Annotated in this window: 12 protein-coding genes; 2 read left to right on the forward strand and 10 right to left on the reverse strand. The window is 42.1% G+C overall.

Annotated elements, in window-relative coordinates; genetic code table 11:
* The coding region (locus MSI_RS11620; protein WP_039924806.1) for a YhjD/YihY/BrkB family envelope integrity protein at nucleotides 1-548 on the reverse strand (548 nt) is incomplete at its 3' end.
* Nucleotides 549-652: 104 nt separating this feature from the next.
* On the opposite strand from MSI_RS11620, the gene asnS reads away from it, so the two are divergent.
* A complete protein-coding gene (gene asnS / locus MSI_RS11625; protein WP_009107222.1) occupies nucleotides 653-2,113 on the forward strand; it encodes an asparagine--tRNA ligase in 1,461 nt (486 codons plus the stop codon).
* A 56-nt stretch (nucleotides 2,114-2,169) separates the two neighbouring features.
* On the opposite strand, the gene MSI_RS14365 is transcribed toward asnS, so the two are convergent.
* The 9 genes from MSI_RS14365 to MSI_RS11660 all read right to left on the reverse strand — a co-directional run bounded on the left by MSI_RS14365 (nucleotide 2,170) and on the right by MSI_RS11660 (nucleotide 11,628).
* Nucleotides 2,170-2,313 carry a FeoB-associated Cys-rich membrane protein gene (locus tag MSI_RS14365; RefSeq protein ID WP_081481389.1) on the reverse strand — a complete coding sequence of 48 codons (144 nt, stop codon included), beginning with the start codon at nucleotides 2,311-2,313 and terminating at the stop codon, nucleotides 2,170-2,172.
* Complete coding sequence (feoB, locus tag MSI_RS15055; protein WP_009107224.1) at nucleotides 2,313-4,694, reverse strand: ferrous iron transport protein B; 2,382 nt, start codon at nucleotides 4,692-4,694, stop codon at nucleotides 2,313-2,315. Before feoB ends, MSI_RS14365 begins: the two co-directional genes overlap by 1 nt.
* A gap of 11 nt (nucleotides 4,695-4,705) precedes the next feature.
* The gene (locus MSI_RS11635) at nucleotides 4,706-4,927 is read right to left on the reverse strand and encodes a FeoA family protein (RefSeq protein WP_009107226.1); all 222 of its coding nucleotides are present in this window, start codon (nucleotides 4,925-4,927) and stop codon (nucleotides 4,706-4,708) included.
* Nucleotides 4,928-4,947: 20 nt separating this feature from the next.
* Nucleotides 4,948-5,160: a FeoA family protein gene (locus MSI_RS11640; RefSeq protein ID WP_009107228.1), complete on the reverse strand. Its 213-nt coding sequence runs from the start codon at nucleotides 5,158-5,160 to the stop codon at nucleotides 4,948-4,950.
* Between the two features lie 204 nt (nucleotides 5,161-5,364).
* Nucleotides 5,365-5,514, reverse strand: a complete 150-nt coding sequence (locus MSI_RS14570) for a hypothetical protein (protein WP_009107231.1) — start codon at nucleotides 5,512-5,514, stop codon at nucleotides 5,365-5,367.
* A gap of 97 nt (nucleotides 5,515-5,611) precedes the next feature.
* A complete protein-coding gene (locus MSI_RS11645; RefSeq protein ID WP_009107234.1) occupies nucleotides 5,612-7,246 on the reverse strand; it encodes a 6-hydroxymethylpterin diphosphokinase MptE-like protein in 1,635 nt (544 codons plus the stop codon).
* 9 nt (nucleotides 7,247-7,255) lie between these two features.
* Entirely contained in the window at nucleotides 7,256-8,722 is a 1,467-nt protein-coding gene (locus MSI_RS11650) for a SurA N-terminal domain-containing protein (protein ID WP_009107237.1), read from the reverse strand.
* 45 nt (nucleotides 8,723-8,767) lie between these two features.
* Entirely contained in the window at nucleotides 8,768-9,901 is a 1,134-nt protein-coding gene (locus MSI_RS11655; RefSeq protein ID WP_009107239.1) for a D-alanine--D-alanine ligase family protein, read from the reverse strand.
* Nucleotides 9,902-9,921: 20 nt separating this feature from the next.
* Complete coding sequence (locus tag MSI_RS11660) at nucleotides 9,922-11,628, reverse strand: Mur ligase family protein (protein WP_009107241.1); 1,707 nt, start codon at nucleotides 11,626-11,628, stop codon at nucleotides 9,922-9,924.
* Nucleotides 11,629-11,706: 78 nt separating this feature from the next.
* On the opposite strand from MSI_RS11660, the gene queD reads away from it, so the two are divergent.
* Nucleotides 11,707-12,111 (forward strand): 6-carboxytetrahydropterin synthase QueD, encoded by a 405-nt coding sequence (gene queD / locus MSI_RS11665; RefSeq protein WP_009107244.1) that lies wholly within the window; start codon nucleotides 11,707-11,709, stop codon nucleotides 12,109-12,111.
* The last annotated feature ends 799 nt before the right edge of the window (nucleotides 12,112-12,910 follow it).

Here is a 12,910-nt window from a genome sequence, read left to right on the forward strand (position 1 = left end):
AAGAAAAGCGGTGACATTTGAATAAAGGGCTCGAATACCGGAAATTTCAATATCTTATTCATTGTAAAGGAGGCGATGATTACAAGAACGATTACAATAATCAGAAAGAATTCAGAAAAAAAAGTTACCAGCTGATTGATGGTTGTTTTTCGTCTGGAAATGGAACGGAAAATGCGGTTCATGGCAGAAACAATTGAGCTGAAAAGTTTTCTTGCCATCCAGATCAGCCATAGACCTAAGAAAATGTCAAAAAGATGAATTGTCTGCAGTTTTGTTATGTTTGAAAGGGCGAATTCAACGTCTATAACCGAATAAAACTGGGCAGCATAATTGAGGATGTAAGTTTCTATTTCGGGAACTATGCGGATAATTGTTGTAAGCAGGGTCAGGATAATCAGCGAAACAGGAACAAAAGAAAAAACAAAGCCGAAAGAGCAGGAGGAGGCGCTTTCCCAAAGATTGTTGGAAACAAAATTAGAAAAGGTAAAATACATCAGCTGAGAAAAATGCAAAAGTCTTTCTGAAAAATTGAACTTTGTTTTTATCATCTTATTACTGTTTTTTATTGAAAATAATTATAGCATACAAATTGTAAAAAATGAGTTAAATCATTAAAATATCTTCTATATTTTATGTTTTTAAGGACTTATTTATGGTACCAGTTTTAATCAAAGATTTACTGACTTCTGAACCGGACGGACGTAAGGTTTCTGTTTCGGGCTGGGTTCGCACTGTTCGCGACTCTAAAAATCTTGTTTTTATTCAGGTTAATGACGGAAGCTGTTTTGCAAATATTCAGCTGACTTTTGACCGTAATGCTCCATCAAATAATGCCAATGTAAATAATATCGAAGCTGAACTCAAAAAACTCAATACAGGTGCGTCTATCCGCGCAGAAGGTATTTTGATTCCTTCTCCTGCAAGCGGACAGGCTGTTGAAGTTACTCTTGAAAATCTTACCTGCATCGGAACCTGTAATCCTGATGAATATCCATTGCAGAAAAACAAGATGAGCATGGAATATCTTCGTGATAACGCTCATCTTCGTGCCCGCACAAACACTTTTGGCGCTGTTTTCCGCGTACGCAACCAGATGGCATTTGCCGTTCACTCATTCTTCCAGGAGCGCGGATTTGTTTACATCAACGCACCGGAGATTACATGTTCTGACTGTGAAGGCGCTGGAGAAATGTTCCAGGTAACAACTTTGAGCATGGAAAAAATTGCCGAGATGGGTGTAAAAGCCGGTCAGGGTGGCATGAAGATTGAAGATGCTCACAAAATTGTTGACTACTCAAAAGACTTCTTTGGAAAGAAAGCTTCCCTTACAGTTTCTGGTCAGCTTGAGGCAGAAACTATGGCTACAGCTTTGAGCCGTGTTTACACCTTCGGACCTACTTTCCGTGCAGAAAACTCAAATACTCCACGTCATCTTGCAGAGTTCTGGATGATTGAACCAGAAATGGCTTTCTATGATCTTGATGATGACATGGACATTCAGGAAGACTTTGTAAAATATCTTTTGAACTGGGCTTTGACAAAATGCCGTTCAGACCTTGAGTTCTTTGACAAGCGCATTCAGCCAGGTCTTATTGAAAGCCTTACGAAGGTTGCAAATGCTAAGTTTGTCCGCATTTCTTATACAGACGCAATTGCAAAGCTTGAAGAAGCTGCTGCTAACGGTGCTAAATTTGAGTTCAAGCCTTACTGGGGTTGTGATATTGCAACAGAGCATGAACGCTATCTTACAGAAAAGATTTTCGGCTGCCCTGTAATGGTTTTCAACTATCCAAAAGAAATCAAATCTTTCTATATGAAGCAGAATGAAGACGGAAAGACTGTAAAGGCTGTTGACGTTCTTGTTCCTGGAATTGGTGAATTGATTGGTGGTTCAGAACGCGAAGAGTCTTACGAAAAGCTCTGTGCAGAAATTGAACGCCGCGGCATGGATAAGAGCATTTACGACTGGTATCTGGATTTGCGCAAGTTCGGTACAGTTCCTCACTCAGGATTCGGTCTTGGCTTTGAACGCCTTATCCGCTATGTGACTGGTATGGAGAATATAAGAGATGTTATCCCATATCCACGCGCACCAAAATTGGCTGACTTTTAAGTTTTAGCTAAGCATAAAAAAAGGACGCGATTTGAATCGCGTCCTTTTTCTTTTAACTATTTACTGCAGTTACAGCCAGAGCCGCAGGAACTGCATCCACATCCGCACGAAGATTTTCCGTGGGCCTTGTTCTTTATCAGGTTTCTGACAACCAGTGCAACCACAGCTGCCAGAAATATACCTACGATTAAAGTTGACATTATCTAAGGTCTCCAAGTTTTGTTGCTTCGCTGTACTTCTTGAAGAAAAGCATGTAAATCATACCGCAAAGCACGGCAAGAGCAAAGATAGTTCCAATTACGTTTACGCTTCCTGTAAAGAGTTTTCCAAACTGATTTACCATAAGAGCGATTGCGTAAGCAAATCCACACTGGTAAGCAATTGCAAACCAGGTCCATTTTGTATTGTTCATCTCGCGCTTGATTGCACCAATTGCAGCAAAACAAGGAGCGCAAAGAAGGTTGAATACCAGGAATGAGAAGCCCGTTACATTTGTAAAGGTCTGAGCAAGAGTCTGGTAAGTAGAAAGTTCTCCACCACCGTACAAAATACCCATTGTACCAACGATGTTCTCTTTTGCAACAAGACCTGTAATAGAAGCAACTGTAGCCTGCCAGTTTCCCCATCCAAGAGGGCTGAAAATCCATGCAATTGCTCCACCGATTTTTGCAAGGATAGAAGCATCGAGTTCGTCTTCTGCAAGCATTCTGAAGCCGTCATCTGCCCAGCCAAAGAATGATGTAAACCATACTACGATTGTAGAAAGCATGATGATTGTTCCGGCCTTTTTAATGAATGACCAGCCGCGTTCCCACATTGAGCGGAGTACGTTTCCAAGAGTAGGCATGTGGTAAGCAGGAAGTTCCATTACGAATGGAGCTGGCTGTCCTGCAAACATTTTTGTCTTTTTAAGCATTACACCAGAGATGATGATTGCCGCCATACCAATAAAGTAAGCAGAAGTTGCAACCCAGGCAGAACCACTGAAAATTGCACCTGCAATCATAGCGATGAAAGGAACCTTTGCACCACAAGGAATGAAGGTTGTTGTCATGATTGTCATGCGGCGGTCGCGCTCATTTTCGATTGTACGGCTTGCCATAATACCAGGTACACCACAACCTGTTCCTACAAGCATAGGAATAAATGATTTTCCAGAAAGTCCGAATTTACGGAAGATACGGTCAAGAACAAAGGCAATACGAGCCATGTAACCGCAGGCTTCAAGGAAGGCAAGTAAGAGGAAGAGAACCAGCATCTGAGGAACAAAGCCAAGAACTGCACCACAACCTGCAACAATACCGTCAAGAATAAGACCAGAAAGCCATTCAGCACAGCCGATACTTTCAAGAAGGTTTCCAATAAGAACAGGAACACCAGGAACCCAGATTCCGTAATCCTCTGGAGCAGGGCCTTCTTCGCCATATTTTTCTGCCATAGCCTGAGCTTCTTCTACCATTTCATCAGTAATTTCAATAGGATCAGAAAGCTCAAGTGTTTCTTCATCTTCTACAACGTAAGTTGTTTCACCATTTTCAACTGCTTCAAGAATAAGAGGTGTATCACCGTATTCTTCTGCAGCTTCTTCGTAAGCGCCTGTTCCAATTCCAAACAGATGGTATCCGTCGCCAAAGAGACCGTCGTTTGCCCAGTCGGTAGCCATAGCACCAACACCAACCATAGAAATCCAGTAAACCAGGAACATGATTGCGGCAAAAATTGGAAGACCAAGCCAGCGGTTTGTTACAATGCGGTCAATCTTATCTGAGTTTGTGAGGGCGCCTGCATTGTGCTTTTTATAGCTTGATTTAAGGATTCCTGCGATGTAGACATAGCGTTCGTTTGTAATAATGCTTTCTGCATCATCATCAAGTTCTTTTTCTGCAGCTTTAATGTCTTCTTCAATATGAGAAAGAGTTTCTTTTTTAAGACTCAGCTGTTCGTAAACCTTGTCATCGCGTTCAAAAATCTTGATAGCGTACCATCTCTGCTGTTCTTCCGGCATATTGTGAACAACGGCTTCTTCAATGTGGGCAAGTGCGTGTTCTACAGCTCCGCTGAAGGTATGCTGAGGCACAGTCTTTACGTTTTTTGCAGCCTTAATTGCCTCTTCTGCAGCCTGCATAACTCCGTCGCCTTTAAGGGCAGAAATCTCAACGATTTTGCAGCCAAGCTGGCGGGAAAGTTCTGCTACATCAATTTTGTCACCGTTTTTCTTTACAAGATCCATCATGTTGAGGGCAATTACAACAGGAATGCCAAGTTCAACAAGCTGGGTTGTAAGATAAAGGTTTCGCTCGAGGTTTGTTCCGTCTACAATGTTCAAAATTGCTTCTGGACGCTCGCCAATAAGATAATTGCGGGCAACAACTTCTTCCAGAGTATATGGAGAAAGAGAGTAAATACCAGGAAGGTCAGTAATTACAACATCATCGTGTTTTTTAAGTTTACCTTCCTTTTTTTCTACAGTTACTCCAGGCCAGTTTCCTACAAACTGATTTGAACCGGTAAGCGCATTAAAAAGGGTAGTTTTACCACAGTTCGGGTTACCTGCAAGTGCAATTATAATTTTTTCTGCCATTTTATTTTCTCCTACTCAACTTCTATTATTTCTGCGTCTGCTTTTCTGAGTGAAAGCTCGTAGCCTCGTACTGTAACTTCAACAGGATCTCCGAGTGGAGCAACTTTGCGTACGTAAATCTCTACGCCCTTTGTTACGCCCATATCCATAATTCTGCGTTTTACCGCACCTTCGCCATGGAGTTTTACAACCTTAACGGTTTCTCCAATTTTTACTTCTCGTAATGTTTTCATATATTCTCCTAAAAACTAAACTAGACCATAATTCTGCGCGCCATATCTTCATTAAGAGCGACCCGCGAATCTTTTACTTTTACGATTACATTTCCACAAAGTGTGTTGATGATTTTGATTGATGTGCCTGGGGTAAAGCCCAGATTTTCGAGATGTTTTTTTACTTCGTCGTTTCCGGAGATTTTTTTGATAATGTTTTCGTCCCCGGGGTTTGCCAGTACCAAAGGTAACATTTTCCGTCCTTAGTTATTAAACTGACGAATAGTATTCGTTAGTTAATGCTAACTTTATATTAGCCTAAACTAACAAGATGTTCAATATGTTTGGCAAAACTAACTATAATTTATTGGATAAAAAAGAAAAGGGCGGAAAATTAACTCTATGGCCCAGTTAATCTTCCGCCCTTAAATCGGAGGAGTTTATGTATGAAAAATGGTTTATGCTACTGAAAGAAAGGCTTCACGGGCTGTTTTTGGATCACGGAAGAAAAGCTGGCGAACCTTTACACCGTTTTCTAAAAAAACTGTAATTACATTTCCTGTAAGACTATAACGACGTCCGTTTTTTTCAAATTCAAGATGGTTCATATTCTAACCTCCCTGTGAGGGCGGGCCGTTCAGTACCCGCGCTTTGTTTCATTTGCTAATAATGTCGGAGGAGATTTAACAAAACATTAATAAATTGTTATAAAAATTTAAGAAAAAAGTCGATTTCTGTGCGAATACGTTTCAAGAAGGAAAGGTCTGTAGAAAAAGTAATACCGTCTGCAAAGTGAAGATAGAGGTATTCCCGGGGAGCGGCGAGTTCTGTAATACGGGAAGTACGCTCTGCTTCTGGAAGGGAGATTTTGCCAGTAAGAAGATCGCGGATTTCTTCCAGGGCAGCCTTTTCGTCTGCAAAGTAATTCTTGATTGCAAGAAGATTAAAAGTTTCCTTTCTGGCTGAAGTCTGCTTATCAGAAAAGTCTGTCATTTCAGGTTTTTTATAAGGAAGACCGAGTTCAAGACCACTGCCAGCTGAATCATACAGATTCTTTACGTTTGAAAATAAACCCATAAAGAGTTCTGCATAATTTTTCAGGGTGCGGGTAGTGTAGACTATGCTGCCCTTTTTGCCTGAAACTTTTTCACTTGTAATGCCAAAACTTGCGCTGTAATTCTCCAGAGGGGAAAGGCGGCTGTTTTTTAAAAAAGCTTCTTTATGTGCCATGCTGGCCCTGACATGGGTAAAGCTTTCTGAATATGAAAAATCAAGCCCGTAGAGGTAAACTGGTATATCAGAAGAAGCACGGAATTTAAGTGCATAGTAGACTGCTGTAAGTCCTACCGAGCCGAAAGGTTCATTTTGAGGAGGCAAAAGGCCTTTTTCCGAAAGATTTTCTAAAAACTTTGCAGAAGTATATTTGGTTGTAAAAAAACTTATTTTCTCAGGCTCTTTTATTTTGTCTAGGTGAGGAACTGCAGAAAGTCCTGTAAAAATCTGAGTACGGCTTTTTTGAGTGCCTATGAAAGCCTTTTTGATTACAGTCTGGGCTTCTTCTATAAAAACTCCGTCCGGCTCTATTCCGTTTGCTAAAAGGGGCTGAAGGGCTGTATCGGCACATAATATATAGAAAGAAGCTGCACATTCTTTTATCAGACGGATTCCTTCTTCTGCACTTTGTCCTGCTCCAAAGACGATAATAGGTTTTGAAACTGAGGCAAAAAAGTTTTGAAGAGGAGTGGTCGATGGAAGCAGCTTTAAGTTTTTGAAAAAGTTCTGGGAATATTTGCGGCCGAACTTTACCAGAGTCATTCGGTTTGCCCAGAAGGTCATAATTGCCCTGGTACAGGCTGCGGTAAATTCGCTGTATAAGGCTTCATGTAACTGAACACCGGCACTAAAATCCAGGCGGACCACGCGTTTAAAAGAGCCCGCAGGTAAAAGCCGTGTGCCTTGTATTGGAGCATAGGAAGGCTGGTTCAAAAGGACAGGGAGACTTTGCAGCTGGGAAAGGGATAGTCGCGCGGCTTTCTCATCTTTAAATCCTTGGGAAGAAAATAAGTCTTCTGAAAAGCTGCTCAGTTCCCTATCGAATTCGCAGAGGAGGCAGAAGCTTTTATCGTCCAGTTTCTGGCAGAGTTCTTTAAGCCCGTAGGGGAGAACCGGCGAACAGCACAAAAAAAGAGTTCCCGGCAGCACCTGCACTTTTTCCACAGCCGCTAAAATTGCCTTTTGTGGAGCGTATTTTGAATAGAGAAGCTTATTCTTGTAGGAAACAGAAAAGCCCTGCGGAGTATTCACAAGGCAGGGCTTTTCGTTTTGAATCTGTTCGGGCAAATTACCGTCCTAGTTATTCATCATCTGGCGGAAGTAAACTTCCATAAAGTGGTTTTCGAGTTTGTCGCTCTTAAGGATTGCAGCCTGAGCAGAAGTCTTGTCGTAGCTTGAAAGATCTGGAAGGCTCTTGTCTGCATCTGCTGCAGGGGCGCTTTCTTCTGTAAGCTGGAGAACTACAACGTTGCGGTTCAAAAGAAGAGGTTCTGAAATCTCGTTCTTATTAAGAGAGAAAGCTGTTGTAAGGAAGTTCTCGTTTGAATCTGCATTGCGGAAAGCAGCTTCGCTTGATGTAAGGGAAGCTGTAACAGAAACGTTTCCGTAGTTCAATGGGAATGGAGCAATTTCTGTTGTCTTTACGCTCAAAGTTGTTGCAGCTGCCTTGAAAGAAGTTTTCTTTGCTTCTGCTGCAAATGCCTTTGCTTTTTCTGTAAAGTAGTCTTCGATAATTGAGTTTTCGTAAGTTGTAATGTATGAGCTTACCTGATTTACAGTATCATCTGAATCAAAGTCTGGAAGTACAGCTTCGTCATCAGCCTTAAAGATTGAGAAGTAAGCACCTGTAGGGATAACCTCACTTACGTCATCTTTTGAAAGGGCAACAAGTTTATCCATGTCTGCTTTTTCAACAAGAATGTTTTCAATCTGGTAGCGGTAAGCGTTTGTCAATTTTCCTTCAGAGTTGCTGAAAGATTTATTTGAATATTCGCTTACTGCGTCTGCAAATGTAATTTCGTTTGAAGCAATGCGTTTAGCAACTGTGTTTGCTGTTGATTTGTCTTCTACGGAAATAACTGAAAGGTTGTACTTGATGAATTTGTCTGTGTTTGCTTTTCCGTATGCAACTTTTTCTGATTTAGGGTAGTCAGAAAGAGCAAAAATTGCAGCATTGAAGCCGCGGAGTTTTTCGCCGTAGTTTGATACAAAATCCAGTTCTTTTGAAGAGGTCTTCAAACCGTAAAGAGTATCTGAACCAAGTTTTTCATCGTCAGAACCAAAGTTGTCATCATAATAGCGTGAAGCAAAAAGAGTTTTTTCTGCTTTTTCTGTAAGCTCGCGGATTTTGTCTTTTGGAGTAGAGCGGTAGAGCTTTGAAGAATATTTTCCGTTTTCTGAGAAGTAAGGAATGAGCTGGCGTGTTACAGCTGATTTTGGAACTGTATAACCGCTTTTTTCAACTGCATCTTTATATGCATACTGCATAACTGTCTGATTAAATGCGTTGTAGAAAATCTCATAGTAGGCATTTGAATCAAGTTCGCGGCCATAGTACTGATAAAGCTGTCCGTAGTAAGTTACAGCATCAGAAAAATCTGAATTCTGTTCATAGCGGATTGCTTTTCCATTGTATTTACCGAATTCTACTGCAGTCTGCTGTCTTTCTGCCGAACCTGTCATGGCAGGAAGGATTACGAATACGAAGGCACAAATCAAAAGAATGATTAATGAGCCTAATGTGTATACACTGTTTTTTTTCATTTTTAGTACACCTTTTTAAAAGAAATAGTATTTAATTTTATCAGATTATCGGGATGTCTGCAATTCCTTCTTGGCCTTGTAGCGGGCAATTCCCTCGTCAATCAGAAGGTCAATCAGGTCGGCATATTTAAGGCCGGCTGCATCACACATCTTAGGGAACATACTGATTGAAGTAAAACCTGGCATTGTGTTGATTTCGTTTAAGAAAACCTGATTTGTATCTTTGTCGATAAGGAAGTCAACACGGGAAAGTCCGGTACAGTCCAGTACGCGGTAAGCGGCACAGGCAGTTTTACGGATTTTTTCAATGCCGTCTTCTGAAAGTTCTGCCGGAATTACCAGAAGAGCTCCGTTTTCATCATTATATTTTGCATCAAAATCATAGAATTCGTGTGTCGGCTTGATTTCGCCAGGAACGTAGGCAAGAACCTCTTCGGTTTCGCTTTCTGCAGGGAAGGTAACAGAGTTTCCTGTAACGCTGCATTCAATTTCGCGGGCATTATTGATTGATTTTTCGATAAGAATTTTGTCGTCCCAGAGGAAGGCTTCCATAATGGCAAAGCTGAGCTCCTTGCGGTTGTTAGCCTTTGAAGCACCATTTGAACTTCCGGCTCCACATGGTTTTACAAACATAGGATAACCAAGTTCTTTTTCTGTTGCTTCTATAAATTCGTCATAAACGCTTGAATTGAGCATAACGTGGCGTTTCATGCAGACATAAGGAACTACAGGAAGACCTGCGCTTTCCCAAAGCATTTTTGTCTTTTCCTTATCCATAGTTACGGCACTTGCCATGTGGGTACAGCCAACGTATGGGATTTCTGCCATTTCAAAAAGTCCCTGGATAGTACCGTCTTCGCCGTAAGTTCCGTGAAGGGCAGGGAAAACAACATCAATATTAAGTTTTGTTCCGTCAGCCGCTGCAAAAGAAGCCTTTCCTGCGCCCGGAAGAACTGAAACAAGCTTATTTTTATCTTCAGTGATTTTGAGCGGAGAATCTTTCTCTTTCAAAACGCGTTCGTATTCTGCGTCGCTCTGTAAATACCATTTTCCGTCTTTTGCAATTCCAATCAGAATTACCTTGTTTTCTTTTTTAATGTTACGGACAATTGAAGCAGCCGAAATCAAAGAAATTTCGTGCTCACCAGATTTTCCGCCGTAAATTACACAAATATTCATTTTTCCCCTCGTAATTTTTTTTAATTTTTATAATTCATTTCAGAAAGTGCCTTTTTTGCCTCTGTGATTTCATCATAAGGCATTGCACCATCTTTATATATAATACTGTTTTCGTGCGATTTTCCCAACAGCAGAACAATGTCGTTCTTTTCCGCCATGCTGAAGGCCTGACGGATTGCTTTTGGGCGTTCATGGGTAATAAAAAGATTCTTACCCATAACCTTGCCTTCTTTTTCTGCCCCCACCGCAATCATTTTAAGAAGTTCAACCGGATCTTCTCCGCGGGGATCTTCATCAGCAAGAATTACTGTGTCGCAGAACTTTGCCGCAATTGCCCCCTGAAGCGGACGTTTTGTAAGGTCACGTTCGCCTCCGCTTCCAAATACACAAATCATTTTTCCCTGGCAACGGTTACGGATTGGAGGGAAAATAGTTTCAAAGCTGGAAGGTGTGTGGGCGTAATCAATAATCAGCTCAAAAGGCTGTCCCTGATTGATTACGGTCATGCGACCTTTGATTGGAGTAAGTTCCGGAAGCTTTGCAGCAACTTCTTTGTAAGAAAGTCCTGTCATTCGGCTTACTGCAATTATAGAAGCCATAAGGTTGTAAGCGTTGAAGGCGCCGGGAAGTTTTGATTCAACTTCAAAAGTAGTTCCGTCAGGGGCCTTTACGCTAAAGTTCAGTCCCTGTGAGTCAGAAACAATGCTTTCTGCAGTCATGTATTCAAGACCGGCTGGAATTGCAGGCAGTTCTGCCTTCTGGCCGTCATCTGCATTGCGTCCAGCTTTGCCCAGAGTTGTATAACCAAAAACCTTCTGATTTGTAGCCTTTACAAAATATTCAGCCGAAGGATCTTCAAGATTTACAATTCCCACCGGCGTGATTTTTGTCTTTTCCCCGCCGATAGTTTTTACGTGGACTGTATCGCCAAGCTTACGGAACAAATTAGCCTTGTCATCGCGGTACTGCTCAAAAGTTTTATGGAACTCAAGATGTTCCAGAGTAACGTTCATAAAAACGCCGCAGTCAAAAAGAATGTTTCCCGTGCGGTTCAATTTTGGAGAAAGCCCGTGAGAAGATGTTTCTACAACCGCATACTTACAGCCATTTTCCAGCATCTGATTCAAATGGTGCTGAATAATAGTAGCTTCCGGAGTTGTCTGATGCTGAGGATTCGGTACAGCCTCACCGCCAAAAGAATATTCAACAGTAGAAATAAAACCAGCCTTGTGTCCAAGTGCGCGCAAAAGCTGCCAGATAAAACTTACAGTAGAACTTTTGCCTTCTGTTCCGGTAACGCCGATTACAATCAGGCGCTCCGAAGGATTATCATAGAATGTTGCCGAAACCGGAGCCATAGAGAAACGAGCATCCGGCACATTAATAAGAACAGGAGCAAATTTAGGCTTATCTTCAGAAAGGGCGTTATCAAAAGTTCGCTGAACAATAGCCTTTGCAACATCTTCTTTCTGAATTGCAGTCAGCTTTCCCTGAAAAACAACCGCATTTGCACCTTTTTCAATTGCCTGCGCAATAAAATTGTTTCCATCGATGTGAGTTCCCGGAAGGGCAAAAAAGAGAGTATTTTTTGTAACTTCGCGGGAATCAAAAACAAGATTTTCTATAGGGATTTCATTGATTTCTTTAAGGTCGGTAATTTTAGTTCCATCTGCCGCAAGAAGCGTATTTTCAAAAGCAGGCAGAAGCTGAGAAAGTATTTTTTTCATAAAGTTTATTTTAGAGTGTTTGTAAAATAAAAACAACTTTCGCTTTGCGAATTGGCAGCAATTTACTATACTTTACCCATGTTTGAAGTTCGTGTTGAGGCTGATTTTTCAGCAGCCCATTTTTTAAGAGATTACAACGGAAAGTGCGAAAATCTGCACGGTCACAATTATAAAGTTTATGCCCACGTTCGCGGCAGTCAGCTGAACGAAGGTGGAATGCTGCTTGATTTTACAAAGCTGAAGGCTGCCCTTCGCGCTGTTTGCAAGGAGCTTGATCACACCAATCTTAATGATTTTGAATATTTTGACCAGAATCCTAGTGCCGAACGCATTGCAATGTATATTGCCGCCGGTATTTTGAACCGTCTTTCTCAGGAAGGGGAGGATTTGTCTAAGCCTGCTGCTGGGGATGGCCGGGCATTTTTGTATGCGGTGGATGTTTTTGAAACGGAGACTAGCAGGGCAAGGTATATCCTGGAATAAAAATCCACACCACTTGTGCTTTGCACAAGTGATAGTCGGTTAGGGGGATTCGGAAGTTGGTGGATGGATTTTTAACCGACGTACCGTTCCCCTCACTTCGTTCGGGTCGCTACGTCCGCCCTTCGCTAACGCTCATTGCTTCACTGTCGTTCCGCAACTTCGGGGCTCCCATCGCTAACGGACGCTACGCTTTTAAAAAATTTAAGTGCCGTTTGTTACAAGAAAAATCCAATGCACTTGCGCTGTGCGCAAGTGGTAAGGTGGTTACATGCATTTGGAAGTTGGTGTTGAGCATTACGACCACCGACGTTTTGCCGCGACGGTCGCAGCCGTCCTGGCTGCTCCCTCTGCGGCGCCTTCGTTCGCTTCCGGCGGCATCCATGCCGCCTCTTCCTCGCACCTGCTCGGCGCTCACTCCGTTTCAAAACCTGCAGCAGCCGCACTAATCTTAACTGTTACGTAGGTGTTTTAGTTTAAAATAAAAAAAATCCCCTTGCATTTGCTAGAGGATTTTATCTGCGGCTGCTGCAGGTTTTGCCGTACGTTCGCGAACATCGTGTTCGCTCACTCCACGGCGTCTCCACTCGCTGTCGCAGCCATCCATGGACGCTCTTCGCCTGTCGGCGCGCTCGTTTCGCTTCAAAACCTGCAGCAGCCGCGCTAATCTTAACTGTTACGTAGGTGTTTTAGTTTAAAATAAAAAAAATCCCCTAGCACTTGCTAGAGGATTTTATCTGCGGCTGCTGCAGGTTTTGAACCTGCGACACATGGATTAACAGTCCATTGCTCTACCAGCTGA

It is taken from the genome of Treponema sp. JC4, assembly GCF_000260795.1.
Classification (GTDB): Bacteria; Spirochaetota; Spirochaetia; order Treponematales; family Treponemataceae; genus Treponema_D.